The 18,395-nt window shown below is 60.8% G+C and carries 16 protein-coding genes; 7 read left to right on the top strand and 9 right to left on the bottom strand.

Features of this window, described 5'->3' with window-relative positions; genetic code table 11:
* Positions 1-97: 97 nt before the first annotated feature.
* Positions 98-1,135, top strand: a complete 1,038-nt coding sequence (locus LB519_RS06220; protein ID WP_013528679.1) for a phosphatidylglycerol lysyltransferase domain-containing protein — start codon at positions 98-100, stop codon at positions 1,133-1,135.
* Positions 1,136-1,200: 65 nt separating this feature from the next.
* Here the strand turns inward: LB519_RS06220 and LB519_RS06215 are convergent, their stop codons facing one another.
* Positions 1,201-1,962, bottom strand: coding sequence for an ABC transporter permease (locus LB519_RS06215; protein ID WP_013528680.1), 762 nt, complete (start codon positions 1,960-1,962; stop codon positions 1,201-1,203).
* Complete coding sequence (locus LB519_RS06210; RefSeq protein WP_024502216.1) at positions 1,959-2,885, bottom strand: ABC transporter ATP-binding protein; 927 nt, start codon at positions 2,883-2,885, stop codon at positions 1,959-1,961. The genes LB519_RS06215 and LB519_RS06210 overlap by 4 nt, the downstream gene beginning before the upstream one ends.
* A 261-nt stretch (positions 2,886-3,146) precedes the next feature.
* Here LB519_RS06210 and LB519_RS06205 point away from each other — a divergent pair, with 261 nt between their 5' ends.
* Together LB519_RS06205 and LB519_RS06200 are read left to right on the top strand one after the other, a co-directional pair.
* Entirely contained in the window at positions 3,147-4,508 is a 1,362-nt protein-coding gene (locus tag LB519_RS06205; RefSeq protein WP_013528682.1) for a cytochrome ubiquinol oxidase subunit I, read from the top strand.
* Between the two features lie 9 nt (positions 4,509-4,517).
* Positions 4,518-5,522, top strand: coding sequence for a cytochrome d ubiquinol oxidase subunit II (locus tag LB519_RS06200; RefSeq protein ID WP_013528683.1), 1,005 nt, complete (start codon positions 4,518-4,520; stop codon positions 5,520-5,522).
* Positions 5,523-5,577: 55 nt separating this feature from the next.
* Here the strand turns inward: LB519_RS06200 and LB519_RS06195 are convergent, their stop codons facing one another.
* On the bottom strand, positions 5,578-8,172 hold the full coding sequence (locus tag LB519_RS06195; RefSeq protein WP_224619064.1) for a helix-turn-helix transcriptional regulator: 2,595 nt from the start codon (positions 8,170-8,172) through the stop codon (positions 5,578-5,580).
* Positions 8,173-8,385: 213 nt separating this feature from the next.
* Between LB519_RS06195 and LB519_RS06190 the strand changes: the two genes are divergently transcribed.
* From LB519_RS06190 to LB519_RS06180, 3 genes are all read left to right on the top strand, one after another.
* Positions 8,386-8,658, top strand: a complete 273-nt coding sequence (locus LB519_RS06190; RefSeq protein WP_013528685.1) for a DUF4242 domain-containing protein — start codon at positions 8,386-8,388, stop codon at positions 8,656-8,658.
* Positions 8,636-8,923 (top strand): hypothetical protein, encoded by a 288-nt coding sequence (locus LB519_RS06185; protein ID WP_082827512.1) that lies wholly within the window; start codon positions 8,636-8,638, stop codon positions 8,921-8,923. Before LB519_RS06190 ends, LB519_RS06185 begins: the two co-directional genes overlap by 23 nt.
* Positions 8,924-8,995: 72 nt before the next feature.
* Positions 8,996-9,496: a hypothetical protein gene (locus LB519_RS06180; RefSeq protein WP_063173443.1), complete on the top strand. Its 501-nt coding sequence runs from the start codon at positions 8,996-8,998 to the stop codon at positions 9,494-9,496.
* Positions 9,497-9,557: 61 nt separating this feature from the next.
* Here LB519_RS06180 and msrA read toward each other — a convergent pair whose 3' ends face one another.
* The 5 genes from msrA to LB519_RS06155 form a co-directional block, all read right to left on the bottom strand.
* Positions 9,558-10,295, bottom strand: coding sequence for a peptide-methionine (S)-S-oxide reductase MsrA (gene msrA / locus LB519_RS06175; protein WP_013528688.1), 738 nt, complete (start codon positions 10,293-10,295; stop codon positions 9,558-9,560).
* 142 nt (positions 10,296-10,437) lie between these two features.
* Positions 10,438-10,716 (bottom strand): hypothetical protein, encoded by a 279-nt coding sequence (locus tag LB519_RS06170; protein WP_224619062.1) that lies wholly within the window; start codon positions 10,714-10,716, stop codon positions 10,438-10,440.
* Between the two features lie 107 nt (positions 10,717-10,823).
* Positions 10,824-11,522 (bottom strand): DUF1223 domain-containing protein, encoded by a 699-nt coding sequence (locus LB519_RS06165; RefSeq protein ID WP_224619061.1) that lies wholly within the window; start codon positions 11,520-11,522, stop codon positions 10,824-10,826.
* 272 nt (positions 11,523-11,794) lie between these two features.
* A complete protein-coding gene (locus LB519_RS06160) occupies positions 11,795-12,166 on the bottom strand; it encodes an endonuclease domain-containing protein (RefSeq protein WP_063173440.1) in 372 nt (123 codons plus the stop codon).
* Between the two features lie 108 nt (positions 12,167-12,274).
* A complete protein-coding gene (locus LB519_RS06155) occupies positions 12,275-13,354 on the bottom strand; it encodes a TadE/TadG family type IV pilus assembly protein (protein ID WP_224619059.1) in 1,080 nt (359 codons plus the stop codon).
* 187 nt (positions 13,355-13,541) lie between these two features.
* Here LB519_RS06155 and lepA point away from each other — a divergent pair, with 187 nt between their 5' ends.
* Positions 13,542-15,347, top strand: a complete 1,806-nt coding sequence (gene lepA, locus LB519_RS06150; RefSeq protein WP_224619056.1) for a translation elongation factor 4 — start codon at positions 13,542-13,544, stop codon at positions 15,345-15,347.
* A 3-nt stretch (positions 15,348-15,350) separates the two neighbouring features.
* Here the strand turns inward: lepA and LB519_RS06145 are convergent, their stop codons facing one another.
* A complete protein-coding gene (locus tag LB519_RS06145) occupies positions 15,351-18,299 on the bottom strand; it encodes an NACHT domain-containing protein (protein WP_224619047.1) in 2,949 nt (982 codons plus the stop codon).
* Between the last annotated feature and the right edge of the window lie 96 nt (positions 18,300-18,395).

Raw genomic sequence — 18,395 nt, 5'->3', positions numbered from 1 at the left:
GACTCCGATTTTCGAGTCATGCGCAGAATCAAAGTGTTACAGCACCTTGGCGCGTCCTGGACGGCCGGCGCTGTAGGCGGCACGCGGAATCTCGACCATGCCCTCCTTGCGGTTCTATTTCGACAAGATCCTTGAGGCCGCCGCGCCCGAGGTCGAGCGGCAGGCGCTGACCCATGTCGAACGCCTGGCACTGGTGCGCCGCTATGGCGACTTCTCGCTCGCCTATTCCACCGCCGTGCAAGGCAAGCTCTCCTATTTCGGCGACGCCGACGGCTACATCGCCTTCGGTACCAAGATGAAGCACCATTTCGCGCTCGGCGACCCGGTGGCGGCTCCGGCGCGTCGGGCCGATTACATCAAGCGCTTCGTCGAGACCGCCGGCAGCCCGTGGTTCGTGCAGGTCGGCGAGGAAACCGCACGCGTGCTGGCCGGCCTTGGCTACAAGGTCAATCGCCTCGGCATCGACACCCGCCTCACCCTGCCCGAGCATGATTTTTCCGGGAAGCGCAACGAGACCGTGCGCTACTCCGAGCGCTGGCTGCTGAAGAAAGGCTTTTCGTTCGACGAGGACAAGCGCACGATTTTTCTGGATGAAATTGCCCGGCTTTCGGAAAACTGGCGCGGCGACCGCATCGTCAAGCGCTGGGAGATGGGCTTTCTCAACCGCCACTTTGCCGACCATCTCGGCACCGACATGCGCCGTTTCGTCCTGCACGGTCCCGACGGCGGACTGGTCGCTCTGCTCGACTTCGACCCGCTGTGCCGCAACGGAAAGGTCATCGGCTACACGACGGCCTTCAAGCGCAAGCATATCGACGCTTCGCCGCATGCCGAGGTCGGCCTGACCAAATTCGCCGTCGATCGTTTTCGCGAAGAGGGCATCTCGGTGGTCACGCTCGGCCTGTCGCCGATGCTCGATATCGGGCCAAGCGGCTTTGCCGAAAGCGATTTCTGGCGCAATGCCTTCCAGCGCGCCTACGATTCGCCCTGGGTCAATCGCCGCAGGTTCAACCTGCAGGGCCAGGCGGCCTTCAAGCGCCGCTTCCACGGTGTCGAGGAGCCGGTCTACATCGCCTTCCGCAAGGGGACGTATGTCGAGATGCTGGGGTTGCTGCGGCTGGTCAAGGCGATCTAGATCTATCGATATTCAGGTGAGGCCGGCCTGACCTGAATCTCAACAGACCTGGCGGCGTTCTGCCGTCAATTCCTCAACCGATACCCTGTCCTGAAGATCCAGGCGACGATCGTTATACAGATCAGCAGGAAGACGACCGTCATGCCGAGGCTGACGCCGACCGAGACGTCGGACTTGCCGTAGAAGCTCCAGCGGAAACCGCTGATCAGATAGACGACCGGGTTGAACAGCGTGATCGTGCGCCAGACCTCGGGCAGCATGTTGATCGAATAGAAGCTGCCACCGAGGAAGGTCAGCGGCGTGATGATCAGCAGCGGAACCAGTTGCAGCTGCTCGAAACTCTTCGCCCAGATGCCGATGATGAAGCCGAACAGGCTGAAGGTCACCGCCGTCAGCACCAGGAAGGCGAGCATCCAGAACGGATGCAGGATGGTGAGCGGCACGAACAGCGAGGCGGTGGCCAGGATGATCAGGCCGAGGATGATCGACTTGGTCGCGGCACCGCCGACATAGGCGATGACGATCTCCAGATAGGAGACCGGCGCCGACAGAAGCTCGTAGATCGAGCCGACGAATTTCGGGAAATAGATGGCAAAGGAGGCGTTGGAGATCGACTGCGTCAACAGCGATAGCATGATCAGACCCGGCACGATGAAGGCGCCATAGCTGATGCCGTCGATCTCGGTGATGCGCGAGCCGATGGCCGAGCCGAAGACGACGAAATACAGCGACGTCGAGATGACCGGCGAGACGATGCTCTGCAGCACGGTGCGGAAAGCACGTGCCATTTCCATCCGGTAGATCGCCCATACTGCGCGAAGGTTCATGGCTCCCTCCTCACCAGATTGACGAAGATCTCCTCGAGCGAAGAGTTTTGCGTGTCGATATCGCGGAACTGGATGCCGCCGGCCTCGAGATCGCGCATCAACGAGGCGACGCCGGGCCGCTCGGCCTGGTTGTCATAGGTGTAGGTCAGCTGCCCGCCATCGGGCGACAATTCCAGCGCATAGCGCGAGAGCGCCTCGGGAATGGCCGTCAGCGGATTGCGCAGTTCCAGCACCAGCCGCTTGCGGCCGAGCTTGCGCATCAGTTCGGCCTTGTTCTCGACCAGGATGATCTCGCCGCGGTTGATGACGCCGACGCGGTCGGCCATCGCTTCGGCTTCCTCGATATAGTGCGTGGTGAGGATGATGGTGACGCCGTCCTCGCGCAGCCGGCGCACCATCGCCCACATGTCCTGGCGCAGCTCGACGTCGACGCCGGCGGTCGGCTCGTCGAGGAACAGGATGCGCGGCTCATGCGACAGCGCCTTGGCGATCATCAGCCGGCGCTTCATGCCGCCCGACAGGGTGATCGCCTTGGCGTCCTTCTTGTCCCACAGTGAGAGATCGCGCAGCACCTTCTCGACAAAGCCGTGGTTGGCCGGCTTGCCGAACAGGCCACGGCTGTAATTGACCGTCGCCCAGACGCTCTCGAAGGCATCGATGGTCAGTTCCTGCGGCACCAGCCCGATCAGACCGCGCGCGGCGCGATAATCCTTGTTGATGTCGTGGCCGTCGACGGTGACGGTGCCCGACGAGCGGTTGACGATGCCGCAGACGATCGAGATCAGCGTCGTCTTGCCGGCGCCATTGGGCCCAAGCAGCGCGAAGATTTCGCCGCGCTGAATGTCGAGATTGACTTCCTTGAGCGCGGTAAAACCGGTGGCGTAGGTCTTGGAGACCCCGGAAATGGACAGGATGGAAGGCATGGATGAAAACGGCTGCTTGAAAGAGGTCCCCTGATATAGGCCGAATGTCGGTGCTTGCAACCGCAAGTCAATGCCCTGCTGACAGTTCTCGACAATCGTTGCCGGCCGGCCATTGCAGGTGCGGCGCACAGGCCCGGAGTTGCGCGGCATGCAACCGGGAAAATTGTCCTGTGGCGTTCAGCCTCGCGGCAGGACGCCGCTTTGACCTGAACTCGCTTCGGGCCTATTCTTCGCGAGTATTTGCAGCAGCCGGAGCCCATCATGGACCCGCTCATACTTTCGCGTATCCAGTTCGGCGCGAATATTTCATTCCACATTCTATTTCCGACGATCACCATTGCGCTGGGTTGGGTGCTGCTGTTCTTCAAGCTGCGCTACAACGCGACCAACGATTCCGCCTGGATGCGCGCCTATTTCACCTGGGTGAAGGTGTTCGCGCTGTCCTTTGCCATGGGCGTGGTTTCGGGCGTCACCATGAGCTTCCAGTTCGGCACCAACTGGCCGGGCTACATGGAAAAGGTCGGCAACATCGCCGGGCCGCTGCTGGCCTACGAGATCCTCACCGCCTTCTTCCTCGAAGCGGCCTTCCTCGGCATCATGCTGTTCGGCTTCCGCCGCGTTTCCAACCGCATCCACACGCTGGCGACGGTGCTTGTCGCCGGCGGCACCACCGTCTCGGCGTTCTGGATCATCGCGCTCAATTCCTGGATGCAGACGCCGGCCGGCTTCGAGATGCGCGACGGCGTGGCGCATGCGGTCGACTGGTGGGCAATCATCTTCAACCCGTCGATGCCCTACAGGCTGACCCACATGCTGCTGGCGTCGGGGCTGACGGTGTCGTTCCTGATCGCTGGCCTGTCGGCGCTGCGCTATCTCACCGGCGACCGTTCGGAATCGATGTGGAAGGCGCTGCGCACCGGCGTCTTCACGGCCGCGATCCTGATCCCGATCCAGATCTTCGCCGGCGACCAGCATGGGCTGAACACGCTGGAGCACCAGCCGCAGAAGATCGCCGCCATGGAAGCCAACTGGAACACCGGCCCCAACGTGCCGCTGGTGCTTTTTGCGCTTCCCGACGAGGCCGCGAAGGAAAACAAATTCGAGATCGCCATTCCCGACGGCGCCAGCCTGGTGCTGCGGCACTCGACCAGCGGTGTCGTGCCGGGACTGAACGATTATCCCGGCAACCATCCGCCGGTCTTTCCAGTGTTCTGGGGTTTCCGCGTGATGGTCGGCACAGGCATATTGATGCTGCTCGTCTCGTGGTCGGCCGCCTTCTTCCTCAAGCGCCGGCACAGCCTGCCGAAGCCGCTCGCCATGCTGATGGTACCGATGGCGCTGTCGGGCTGGCTGGCAACGCTGGCCGGCTGGTACACCACCGAAATCGGCCGACAGCCCTGGCTGGTGACGGGCGTGCTGAAAACGGCAGACGCGGTCGGCCCGGTGGCGGGCAGCCATGTCGCGCTGACGCTGGCGACCTACCTCGTTCTCTATGTGCTTTTGCTGATCGCCTATCTCGGCGTGCTGGTGCACCTGGCGCTGAAGGCGGCGAAGGACGGCGATTCATCGCCGCTGCCGGGCGTCATGAACGCCGCCATGTCACAGCCGGCGGCTGGCGAGTAGGAGAAGAAGATGAGCTTCGACTGGCCAACCGCGCTTCCCCTCATCTTCGCCGGCCTGATGGGCCTCGCCATCCTGATCTACGTCATTCTCGACGGTTTCGATCTCGGCATCGGCATCCTGTTCGCCGCCGCCGAAGACGCCGAACAGGATACGATGATCGCCGCGATCGGCCCGTTCTGGGACGCCAACGAAACCTGGCTGGTGCTGGCCGTCGGCCTGCTGCTGGTCGCCTTCCCGCTGGCGCATGGCGTCATCCTGACGGCGCTCTACATTCCGGTCTTCGTGCTTTTGCTCGGGCTGATCCTGCGCGGCGTTGCCTTCGATTTCCGCGCCAAGGTGCCAGCTGGCCGGAAGCATCGCTGGAACCGTATTTTCTTCCTGGGTTCGCTCATCGCCTCGCTGGCGCAGGGCTACATGCTGGGTGTCTATGTGCTCGGCCTCGATGTCGGCCTCGGCGGCATGGCGTTCGGCGTGCTGGTGGCGTTCTGCCTTGCCGCCGCCTACGCGGCGATGGGCGCCGCCTGGGTGATCTACAAGACCGAAGGCGAGCTGCAGAAGAAGGCGGTGCGCTGGCTGCGCACGACGCTGGTGCTGACCGCGCTCGGCATGGCGGCAGTGTCGCTGGCGACGCCCTTCGCCAGCCCGCGCATCTTCGACAAATGGTTCGTCTGGCCGGAGATGCTTTATCTGTCGCCGCTGCCGATCCTGTCGGCGCTGCTGTTTCTGTGGCTGTGGCGGCAGACCTTCCATCTGCCGAAGCCCGACGACCGCCATTCACTGACGCCGTTCCTGACGCTGGCGGCCATCTTCGCGCTTGGCTTTGCCGGCCTCGCCTGGTCGTTCTACCCGTTCGTGGTGCCGGATCGCCTGACCATCTGGCAGGCAGCCTCGGCACCGGAAAGCCTGGCCATCATCCTGGCCGGCACCGTGGTGGTGCTGCCGATCATCATCTTCTATTCCTTCTATGCCTACCGGGTGTTCGGCGGCAAGGCGACCGACCTGACCTACGATTGATCCGCTCCATCTCTTTGACGCAAAGCGCCATGGGCTTTCTCAGGAAGGGCTGCTTTCAGATCAGCCCGGAATCGCGCGCGGCAGCTGTGGCCTCGCCACGCGAGATGGCATCCAGCTTACCCAGAACCGCGGAGACATGGTGATCGACGGTTTTTGGTGAAATGGTCAGATGCTCTGCGATCCGCTTGTTGGAGAAGCCGCGCTCGATCAGTTGCAGCACTTCCATCTGGCGTTGGGTCAGGCCGGCGCTGTTGGCGCGCGTGGTCTGGCGCGGCCCCCGGGCGATGCGAATGACGCCGTTGCGCCGCATGATTTCGCGCACATGGCTCGCAACCGGCTTGGCTCCAAGGGTCTCGAATATCTCGAGTGCCGCACGCTGCGCCGGCTCATCGCCCTGGGCGAGCGCGAGCGCACGTTCATAAGGTGCGTTGAGATCCGCCCAGACCGCGGCCGCCCCTTGCCAGTCGCCAGCCAGGAGCATTCGGTACGGCGCGGCCATGCCGGCCGTATCCCCCGCGTCGCTACCGGCGGAGAGGATCTGGCGCCAGCTGGCCAGTTCGGCAAACATGGCCCGCGTCGGCGACAGGGTCTCGGCAAGGTCGATCAGCCGCAGCGCCTCGGCGATTTCCGCCTCGCCGAGCCATGCCTGCTCGGCGACGATGGCGGCGTACGGCAACAGCCGCTGCAATTCGGCTCCCCTTTCCAGGAACCGATTCATTTCCGCCAGCAGCGGCTCGGCCGAAGGATCTCCGCGCCGAAGACGCAGTTTCACCAGGGCCACCAAAGCGGGATAGCGGACCAGCGCCGTCGCCTGGTCATTGCTTATGACATCCAGAGCCTCGGCGGCAGCTTCGTTCCAGTATCCCTGACGCAACAACAACTGTGCCCGAACCCCACGCATATAGTCACGCCAAGTCGCCAGATCGTTCTCGACGCAATAGTCGATGCCGCGATCGAGGAAGGATTGAGCCTGGCTGTAGCCCAATTGGTTGATCTCGCCACAGGCGCAATTGGTGAAGGCACGCGCGGCGTGCTCCTGAAAATTCTGCTCCAGCGCGATTTCGAGGCTGCGGGCGAGATGCAGCCGGCTGCGGGCCAGATCCAGCCACTGCTCGGCGGCGCCGACATTGTTGAGCGCGTGACAAACGACATCCTGCCGGCCCAGCTGCTCGGCAAGCTCGATCGCCCTGCCGCCCAGCGACAGGGTCTCGTCGAGCCTTTCGGACAGCATCGCCAGCTGCGAAAGGTTCGAATAGGCCATCGCAAGTTCGGCACTGGCGGGAACTGCCTCCAGCAACGCGACCGCCTGGGCGCCGAACAGGTCGGCTGCCGGGCGGTCGCCCAACAGATAGGCGAAGCGCGATAGCCACCTGAGGCTGTCGCCTTCCTTCAGCGTGTTGCCAAGCGCCTTTTGCAACGCGCGGGCTTGTTCCTGCGCCTTGATGGCCTCGTCAATGCGGGCGATCAAGTGACACTCGAAGGCATACTGCTCGTAAAGTCCGGCGCGTTCTTCCACGGGCAAGGTGTCGGCCTGCCGCAAGGCGACCTCATAGTAGCCGGCGGCGTCGCGATGGGCGCCGACACGCGAAGCCTCGCGCGCGGCGATCGGCGCGAATTCGCGCACCGCCTCGAAATTGTGCGCTTCCACGGCGTGATGGACCAGGCGTGCGGTGGCGACGCCGCCGTTTTCAAGCAGCGCCGACAGCGCGCGCTGGTTGAACAGTCTCCTGTAACTTGTCGTCAGCATCATCTCGATGGCGCGGCGTGCGATTTCATGGCGGAAGGCATAGCCATCGCCCAGATCGTCGAGCAGCCCATTCGACACACATTCCGCCAGCTGTCCGGCGCTGGCGACGCCGCACAGGCCCTGCAGAGCCCAAGCATCGGCCCGCCTGGGAAACACCGACACCGCGTCGAGCATCGAGCGGGCACCGGCGGACAGCCGTTCGGCCCGCGCCACAACGGCGTCCCGCACGCTGGCCGGCGGCGTCATCTCATTGTCGGCGCACAGGAGCTCGGTGACGAAGAAGGCATTGCCGGCGGTGACCCGGTAGATGGCGTCGCCATCTCGGCCGGCAGCGCTGGCGAGCGACAGGACGGCCGCCTCGCTCAACAGCGGCACGTCGATACGGGCAACGTTGCCCGACGGAATTTCACCCAGCGCCCGGCGCACACGCGCCTGTCCTTCGCTGCGGTCGGTGCGCGCCGTCAACAGGACCAGGATGTGGGTGTTGGCGATGCGCCGGCCAAGAAAGCGGACGAAATCGAGCGTCGCGTCGTCCGCCCAATGCAGATCCTCGATTACCAGAAGCGTCGGCTGAGTCCTTGTCTCGAACACGTCGAGGGCACCGGAGAACAGTGGCAGCCGCTGACCCTGCCTGGCCTCGATCGCCTGCGGCATCGCCCATTGCGCCTCGCGGGCGAGGTCATAGAGCGGTCCGAGCGGATCGGGGATCGACAGGTCCTCGCAGGCGCTGCGCAAGATGCGCGTAGCCTTGGCCGCGCCGGCGACGAAGGCCTCGACCAGTGCGGTCTTGCCGGCGCCGGCCTCGCCCGACAACGCCACCACGCTGCCGCGACCACGCGCGGCTTCGGCGAGAAGTCCGTCCAGCTGCTCCAGCTGTGTCTGCCGTTCCAGAAGCATGATCATCCGCTTTTCGTGATCCGGGTCGCTGCCGCACCCCGCTTTCGTCAGGCAGGATAGCGCGGCCCGGTATCGGCTTTGTGGCTCCAGCAGTGAACGCCGTTAACATGGGGAATCGTCCCACGAAACATAGGGAAAGGTTCCGATGCGCGCCCCTGGCGAGCGTGATCAATGTCCTCCGCGCTCAAAACCGGGCGTGAAACAGCAAAGGAACCTGATATGCCTCGCTATGTGGTTGAACGTACATTTCCCAACGGCCTCAGCGTGCCGGTGAACGATGCCGGCGCCGATGCGCTGGGCGGCGTCATCATGCGCAACGCGGAGAAAGGCGTGACTTGGGTGCAGTCCTTCGTCTCGCCCGACAAGAAGCAGAGCTTCTGCATCTATGACGCGCCTTCGCCGGAAGCGATCCGCAGCACGGCCCAGAAAAACGCGCTGCCTGTCGACAAGATCACGGAGGTGCGGGTTCTTGACCCTTACTTTTACCGTTGACCCGATCGATGAGCATCAAACTGCCCTTCGCGGCGACGGCAGCGTGCCTGACGAATCGTTCAGCGGGCCGTCGGCGGCGTCGAGACCCGTCGGACGAGACCCGTTACCGGGCCGGGCTTTCTGGCGGCTGGCCTCGCTGCTGTTCGCGCCATTGCGCAAGAGTCGGCGTCGATTGCCTCCGCAGGACGATTATCTGAGACGCGACATCGGCCTGCCGGAGCTCGAGGGTCTGCCGCACTACTGGGACTTCACCCGGTACCAATGATGCGTGCAGCCGAGATCCGACGTCGCAGCGGGAGCGGCTGCTCCCGCGCGCCATCAACAAGGAGGAGAGAACATGAACATCCATCTGTGGACCAAACACCTCATCAACCTGTCGATCCTGTCGATCGCGGCCACGGCGGCCAATGCTCACAACGCTGGCGCGCTGGACGAGAAGGTGCGGGCAGCCAACAGCCGCTTCGAGAACGTGGCGATGGCGACGGCCGAGGGCTATGCGCCGATCCCTTGCGCCAGCGGCATCACCGGCGGCGCCATGGGCATCCACTATGTCAATGCCGGTTATCTGAAGGACGATGCGGTCGAACTCGCCAAGCCCGAGGCGGTGATGTACGAGCCGATGGCAAACGGCAAGCTGAGGCTGGTGGCCGTCGAGTACATCACCTCGAAAGGTCCGGCTTCGCTGGAAGGGCAGCTGTTCAATTTCGACAGCGCGCCCAACCGCTACGGTCTAGGCCCGTTCTATGAACTGCATGTCTGGGCCTGGAAGAAGAACCCGGCCGGCACCTTCGCCGACATGAACCCGACTGTGTCGTGTGACGCGATGAAGGCCATGTAGCCGGCAGAGGCGGGGCGGCTGAGTGCGCAAATCTCCCCCCGCGAGGGGAGATTGCGCGTTCTCAGTTGCTTGCCGCCAGCACCAGCACCGGTTTCTCGCTGTAGAGCGCCGGGAACAGCGCCTTCAGGTTCGCCACCTTGGGCAGGTCGTTGTAGACGATGTAGGGATAGGTCGGGTTCAGCGTCAGGAAATCCTGATGATAGTTCTCGGCCGGATAGAAGGTCTTGCCGGTTTCCAGCGTGGTGACGATCGGCTCCGGGAACACCTTGGCCTGGTCGAGCTGGGCGATGTAGCTTTGCGCGATCTTCTTTTGGGCATCGTTTTCGGCGAAGATCGTCGAGCGGTACTGCGTGCCGGAGTCCGGACCCTGGAAATTCAGCTGGGTCGGGTTGTGGGCGACCGAGAAATAGACCTGCAGCAGCTGGCCGTAGGTCACCTTCGACGGATCGTAGGTGATCTCGACGGATTCGGCATGCCCGGTACGGCCTGAGCCGACCGTCTCGTAGACGGCGGTGTCCTTGTCGCCGCCGGTGTAGCCGGAGACGGCCCTGGTCACGCCCTTGACGTGCTGGAACACGCCCTGCACGCCCCAGAAACAACCGCCGGCGAAGACTGCCTTTTCAGTGCCGGTGGCCGCCTTCTCGTCGAGTGCCGGCGGCGGGATCTTCACCGCGTCCTCGGCCGAAACCGCCGGCGTCAGCCAGAAGGCGGCGCCCGCGGCGGCCAGCGCAAGAGCGGCGAGCGCGCTGCGGAAGACGTTCGACGATTGTCTGATGACTGGTTTTTGAATGTCGGTCATGGCTTGAGCTCCTGTGACGTCCATCATGTGGAGTCTATTGGATAAGATACGATCATGCGACGGGCGAGTTGCGGCCGAAGCCTCACTTTCACGTGCATCCGGCTTCGGACCCGCGGGACCGAAGCCGGAAACAGCACCGCCTTTACTTGGCCGGAGCCATCGCATCCGTTGCCGGCTTCATGGCGTCAGCCGCCGGCTTCATGGAATTGGTGGCCATCGGGTCGGCAGGCTTCATCGCACCCGTTGCAGGTTTCATGGCGTCTGCGGCCGGCTTCATCGCATCCGCGGCCGGTTTCATGGCATTTGCAGCCGGCTTCATCGCATTGGTCGCGTCGTCGGCACGGGCGATGCCGCCGGCAAACAGCGCCGTCGAGCACAGAGCGAGAGCGAGCGCCGGCAGCGTCAGGCGGGAAGTGGTCATGATGGTCTCCTTGGGGTTGGTCGGTCGTTGAAGGCGCGTCCTCTTGACGGCCGTGCTATGCGGCGCCGCTCCATGCGGCGTTGCGCAATTTCTTGTCGAAGCGCGATCTAGTCGGTCGCAGCAGCCAGGATCGGTCCGCCACCGGGCGACTGCACGAGCACGACGGTGCTCAGGCCGCCGGATGCGGCGGGCAGCGGATACGTCGCGGCCGCGCCGGTCCAGCTGCCGAGTTTTTTCAGCGCATGCACGACATTGGCGTGCGGCAAGGTGCGGCCGGTGTTTTCGCCGCGCGCCACAGGCACCTCGACGACGCCCTTGGCATAGCGCACCAGCCAGACATCGGCGCGGCCGCCAGGTGCGGCGCCGGCGCCGATGCTGATCCTGCCGCCATCGAGCGACAATGCCGGGCCGCTTGCCCGGCCGCTCGCCGCAATCAGCTTTTCGATTTCGCCGGGTGCGGCACCGACGACATCGGCATGGCCGTTGACCACCACTTGCGGCGTGAACGGCCCGTCATGGCCGAGCGCCGGCTCGTAGCTGACCTGGCGCTGGGTGAATTCCTGTTTTCCGAAGATATCCTTCCAGCCGAGATAGTCCCAATAGGTGACGTTGAACGACAGCGCCAGTACGCCCGGCTGGTCCTTGACCTTGATCAGATTGGCGTTGGCCGGCGGGCAGGACGAGCAGCCCTGGCTGGTGAACAGCTCGACCACGCTGAGCGGCTGGGCGGCGGCCGCACCGAGCGACGCTGCCAGCGCAATCGCCGAGAGGCTGGACATTTTGATGAACGTGCTGGACCCTGACATCGGCTTGCTCCGTGGGCGGCGGCGCCTGGAAGCACCGCAGATATCCCCACTTCGCCGCTGTCGGCGCCTTCGTTACAGCGCTCACCGGTTTGTGATCGGGCCGCAGGCGTTCTTCCCTTCTCCCCCTGTGGGAGAAGGTGTCGCCGCAGGCGACGGATGAGGGGTGTTCCAGGGAAAGCCAACGTCTCACTCCGCTAGAACACCCCTCATCCGTCTCGGCGCTACGCGCCGATCCACCTTCTCCCACAGGGGGAGAAGGGAAGAACGCGCCCCTACCGCCAAGGCTGTAGGCTGGTATCCCGTACATAGGCGATGATGGTATCGCAAACGGCGTTCATGTCTTTCAGAACGTCATCGTTCCAAAAGCGCAGAATGCGAAAGCCTTTCTCTTCCAGGTGAGTTTTGCGGACGCTGTCAGACTCCAACTCCGCATGCTGGCTGCCATCGATCTCGACGACCAAGCGTGCTTCGAAGCAGACGAAATCAGCAATGTACTTTCCAATGGGAACCTGGCGCCGAAATTTTATCCGGTCGAGCCTGCGGTCGCGCAGTTCATGCCACAGCCGGTCTTCCGCTTCCGTCATTACACACCGGAGCGAACGGGCGAAGCTTCGTTTGGCTGGCGGGACAGGTTGATGCGGCATGGCTTAGATTAGCCGGCTATTGCGCTCCGTCCAGCACCCCTCATCCGTCTCGGCGCTACGCGCCGATCCACCTTCTCCCGCAAGGGGAGAAGGCAAGAGGAGCAGCATCTACTGCGTCAGCCGCGTGTTGTTGGGCCGCTTGTTGAAGTCGCATTTGCCGGTCACGTTGTAGAAGAAGTCGGCGTTGCTGACGGGCGCCGGGACCTTGTTGCCGCCGTCTTCCCAGGCCTGGTAGGCTGTCGCGCCGCAAGGCACGAGGCCGAAGATATCAACGATCTGGCCGGTCGCCATCTCGTTGTAGTCGATAGCGCCCGTCTGGTCCGATTTGAGGCCGCTGTAGAGCCTGTTGGACGTGGTCGGATCGTTCGACATGAGCTTGCTTGGGTTGCCCGATGGCACATCCATCTGCAGATAGAGGCCGGCCATCTGGCTGACATTGATCTGCGCGCCGGCGCCATCGGCGGGATACATCGTATCGACGCAGTAATATTTCGTCTGGAACCCGTCGGTCAGGATCACCGCGCCAGCGGGCGTGCTGGAATCGACGAGCTTGCAGACCTGCTTCTGGGCCACCGTGGTGACCGTCTTGCCGGCTGAATCGGTGGTGAGAACGCTGACGGTCGTGGTGCCGTAGCCTTTCGGATCGCCAGTCTTGCCATAGGCATAGTCGATCGTCATCAGCGGCTTGCCCGCTGCGGCGCCGAACATCGTGCCGTAGAGCGTCATTTTCTTGTTCCAGTAGCCCGACACGCCGGTGACCTTGAAGGTGGCCTCCACCAAAGCCGGCGCCTTGTTCACCGCCGACGTAACGCCGACTGCCACCGAAGGAATCCTGGCGATCTGCATGAACACGGTCGGCATGGCGAAACTTGCCGAGGCCTGCGCGGTGGCGGTGCCGTTGGCGCTGACGTCGAAGCTGTTCAGGGTCGCTGCGCCCCGTCCGCCGTTTTCTCTGTAGGTATCCTGGAGCACCACCTGGCGCTGCGGCTTCGTCGAGGCCGTATCCATCGTGGTGATCGACAGGATCGCGGCGTCGAGTGCCGCCTGCTCGGTCGACCTGGTCTGGACAGCGGAGGTGTAGTCGACGGAAAAGCCGATCGCGGTGATCAACGGTATCATGGCAAGAATGAGTATCGGTGCGAACGAGCCGCTCCGCGACTCGATAAAACTGCCTGCAAGCCCCCGCATGCCTTCGTCCTTACATCAGATATTTCCCTCCGCTAACATCCCGTTCGCAAATTATGCTCTAACGGGCTTGGTTAAAATTTATAGATTTTTCGCGAAAAGCGCGAAAAAAGCGACAGGTGCCCGTGCTGCCTGCTCCGGCAAAGGCGCACAGCTTGCTCGGGCAAGCCACCCCTGCTAAACGCGCGCCATGAGCACGCCCCTCGACCACATCCGCAATTTCTCCATCGTCGCCCATATCGACCATGGCAAATCCACGCTTGCCGACAGGCTGATCCAGCTGACCGGCGGGCTGGAGCTGCGCGACATGAAGGAGCAGGTGCTGGACTCGATGGACATCGAGCGCGAGCGCGGCATCACCATCAAGGCGCAGACGGTGCGGCTGAAATACCGCGCCAACAATGGCGAGGACTATATCCTCAATTTGATCGACACGCCCGGACATGTCGACTTCGCCTATGAAGTGTCACGGTCGCTGGCCGCCTGCGAGGGTTCGCTGCTGGTCGTCGACGCCTCCCAGGGCGTCGAGGCGCAGACGCTGGCCAATGTCTACCAGGCGATCGACAACAACCACGAGATCGTCGTGGTGCTGAACAAGGTCGACCTGCCGGCCGCCGAGCCCGAGCGCATCCGCGAGCAGGTCGAGGAGGTGATCGGCATCGACGCCTCCAACGCCGTGCTGATCTCGGCCAAGACCGGCCTTGGCATTCCGGACGTCCTGGAGGCCATCGTCCACCAATTGCCGCCGCCGCGCGAAGGCGACGCCACGGCGCCCCTGAAGGCGATGCTGGTCGACAGCTGGTACGACGCCTATCTCGGCGTCATCGTGCTGGTGCGCGTCATCGACGGCGTGCTGAAGAAGGGCCAGACCATCCGCATGATGGGCACCGGCGCCAAATATCTGGTCGAGCGCACCGGCGTGTTCACGCCGGCGCGCATCAATGTCGAGGAGCTCGGCCCCGGCGAGTTCGGCTTCTTCACCGGCTCGATCAAGGAAGTGGCCGACACCCGCGTCGGCGACACCATCACCGAGGACAAGCGCGCCACCGCCAAGGCGCTGCCCGGCTTCAAGCCGGCGCAGCCTGTGGTGTTCTGCGGCCTGTTCCCGGTCGACGCCGCCGATTTCGAGGATCTGCGCGCCGCAGTCGGCAAATTGCGCCTCAACGACGCCAGCTTCTCTTTTGAAATGGAAACCAGCGCGGCGCTCGGCTTCGGCTATCGCTGCGGCTTCCTTGGCCTCTTACATCTGGAAATCATCCAGGAGCGGCTGGAGCGCGAGTTCAACCTCGACCTGATCGCTACGGCGCCCAGCGTCGTCTACCGGCTGGCTCTGACCGACGGCTCGATGAAGGAACTGCACAACCCGGCCGACATGCCGGACGTGGTCAAGATCTCGGCGATCGAGGAGCCGTGGATCCGCGCCACCATATTGACCCCCGACGACTATCTCGGCGGCATATTGAAACTCTGCCAGGACCGGCGCGGCATCCAGGCCGACCTGTCCTATGTCGGCAAGCGCGCCATGCTGATCTACGATCTGCCGCTCAACGAGGTCGTCTTCGATTTCTACGACCGGCTGAAGTCGATCTCCAAGGGCTACGCCTCGTTCGACTATCACCTGACCGACTACCGGGAGGGCGACCTGGTGAAGATGTCGATCCTGGTCAATGAGGAGCCGGTCGACGCGCTCTCCATGCTGGTGCACCGCACGGCGGCGGAAAAGCGCGGAAGGCAGATGTGCGAGAAGCTGAAGGAGCTGATCCCGCACCACCTGTTCAAGATCCCGATCCAGGCCGCCATCGGCGGCAAGGTCATCGCCCGCGAAACCATCTCGGCGCTGCGCAAGGACGTCACCGCCAAATGCTACGGCGGCGACGTCTCGCGCAAACGCAAGCTGCTGGACAAGCAGAAAGAAGGCAAGAAGCGGATGCGGCAGTTCGGCAAGGTGGATATCCCGCAGGAGGCGTTTATCCAGGCGCTGAAGATGGGGGATTGATTACTATTGCAATTGAGCGACTACTCGATCTCTTACATCCTTTCCTCTGCCTCCCCCAAAGAGTGAAGCCTCTGAGTTGAGCCAAAGTCGCACGAATTGGCAAAATTTATAACCCTCCTTGCGCCCAACTAGACTAAAAAAACTCTCACTTTGTTTAACTTCCGACGTCTTGTCTACAAATCCGTATATTTCTCTCGTCTCAACAAGAAACATTGCTGCAAACAGAGCCGCACTTATAGCATCGTCATTCATTTCTTCTAGGCGAATGCCTTTTGTGTGGGTTTCCACCCCCAGCCCTCGAACATTGTTGTAATTTACTATTAGCTCGTACTTTCCTGCATTTGCAAACGAACTTTCTGCTACAGCATATGCTAACTTTGCGTACGGCAACGTTTCGAGTGGCCATCCATCAGCATGAGATGCGACCTCCGAAAGCATCCGAACACCGTCAAACAATGCTCCCTCGTTGCGGTTCTTTGTCCATTTACTCGTCCACAGGCGCAGATTGAATGATCGTGCGAGATCCCAGTCGGGATCGGCTGTGCAATCAAAGATCCATCGCAGAACGAACGGCGATCTTATCTGCCAAGAACGAAACGCATCGGAGATTTTCGCCATGGACGGCAAAAGCTCTTGGGGCAGCGCCTTGGTTGAGTAACCTGAAATACGAGCTAATCCATCAAGTACCGGCGAGAATCCGGCTAGCTGTTCCACATTTTTGGTTTTAATGAATTCATCGGCAAACGCGGAAAAAATAACATTCCTTAGAGGGTTTTCCGTACCAACGATGTGCAAGAGAGACATGTCGTCTCCCAACTTCATCGCGAGACTCGTCAGATGCCGCACATAATTTATGAGCGCTTCTCCATTTGGAGTTAGATATTCCAGAGTGTCAGAACAAAACCGCAATACATTCACATTCTTCTTGGCTTCTGTGAGATGCCGAGCGATGCGATCCGACACAGCACGTTTATCGCGCGCTCGCATCTGAAGGGATAGATGCGCAGGCAGCGTGCGTTGGCCCTCGCGGATATAAGGCAAAAGATCATCGAGCAGCGCTTCTGTTACCTCAAATCGCGCGTCCAACGATTGGGCATAGAAGAATTCCAAAAAAGTGCGGTGCGTAAATTCGAACACCTCATCCCCGACCTCATGAAGTATCCAAGCTCTACCTGTCAGGTGATCGACCAATTTAACAGCTGCTTCGGAGGCCTTTCCCTGGGCGTTGTCCGTGTAGTCACTCAAGAAGAACCTCTTGGAGACTTTCAGTAAATCCGACCTATTTATGTTTCCTCCATAAGCGGGGTCCTCGTACAACAATGCTGAGATGTGCATCAGCAAATCATAAAGCCTATAGCGCTCAGGCAAATCAGGATTAATGTCACGAAAGCTATCCCAGCGCTCAAACAACAGGTCAGCGCATGTTGCATATAGATCTGCGCGATTATCGGGAATTTCCTTTCGTCTTGCGTGTATTATTGTTATAAGTGTTAGCAATAGCGGATTTGAAATTAACTCGTCTGCCTTTTTCTTCGCATCTGACATGAAGGTCGCCCGTTCACGATCAACGCGTTCTTTTGCTTTTCCGAGAACAGAGATAGAAACTTTGGTAAAAATTTCACCTATCTGTTTGTCATCAAGTTTTCTAACAATAAAATGGTCAAATCCTTTCAAAGGGGCCGTCTCGTAGCCCACAATGCGTGAAGTGACCAAAAATGAAGAAAGTGGATATCGGTCACAAAACGCGTTCACCAGCTTTGCTATCTCGAGGCGACTTGACCCGCTCAACACTTCGTCAAGCCCGTCGAAGACCACGAAGCACCTTCCTACGGAGAGAAGGTAGTTGATTATCTTCAATAACTCGTCCTGCTCCACATCGGGCACATATTCGTGAGCTATTGTATAGATATATTCTATTATGCTAATACTAGATTGGCGGCTACGCGCTGCAGCATAAGATCTAAGCTGGAGAAAGAATGGTAGAACAATCCCACCTTTCTGTGCCGCTCGTGAAATTTCTAAGCACACCTTCTTAGAATGTGTACTCTTCCCTCCTCCTGGGTTTCCGAGGAGAACGCGTCGCTGCGCTACTTTCGTAAGGCCCGACCATCCGGAGATTTCGTCCGATGGTTCACTCCAGATCGCATGTCCAGCAAGATTCTCGAATCTAAAGCTGCCCTGGATGCGTTCGCGGCCTACCGCGTATCTTTGCAATGATAAGTCAACGAACACGTCGTCCAATGAGACTCTATGAATATCTCCAAATGCACCATGTACATCTATCTCGTCCACTAGACGCTCCACGTTGGATGCGATGGTGTGGAAGACATAGCTGTCGGTCTCGCTACAGGTAGCAATTCCGAGTAGGGAAACTGAAAAGTTCTCCGGGTGAGTTAAATCATTTCCGAAATTTAGATTCGTTAATGCCGACTCGGTTCGACGGAACCTGTCTTCTCGCCGCTTTTGCTGGACAGTGTTCTCTGAATCTAATATGACTTTCTTTTCGATGAGAGAAGCAACAACTGCCTCAAGAGCTGCTCCAAGGGCAGCGACAAAATCATCTGCGTCGTTCTGTTGACCTCCAGACGTAATATAGATGGTGCCAATAATGTCCCAGATCTTACCTCCCGCCTTCTGAAGACGGATACCATCGAGAGCGTGCGAGAGAATTACAGGTGAGGCAATAACAGTTTTGATGGCTGGCTCGGAGATACCGTTCAAAAGTCCTGACTGAGCAAAACCAACGTGAACGGCGTCACCAATGACGTCATTTAGAGATTTCTTTTCAAAGGATTTTCGCAATATGGCCGAGCGAATTTGGAAGTTCCGCGCGATATCGGCCGCCAAGTACGAGTAGATGCGCGCCGCCAGCGCTTTGGTCGTGTTTGCAACAACACCAACTGAATAGCTTCCAATATCCCGGTCATCGTCCCCCCAACCAAAAAACGACAATACATTTGTCGCCGCATAACACCTGTAGAATGGTCGATTCCAATCGTCAAATTTGACGTGGCGTTCTCCCTCGGAAGTACATCGCTTGACGTCGAA

This window comes from Mesorhizobium sp. AD1-1, from assembly GCF_020164655.1.
Taxonomy (GTDB): Bacteria; Pseudomonadota; Alphaproteobacteria; order Rhizobiales; family Rhizobiaceae; genus Mesorhizobium; species Mesorhizobium ciceri.
Note: the sequence above shows the minus strand (reverse complement) of the source record. Positions and strands in the feature narration are given on the sequence as shown.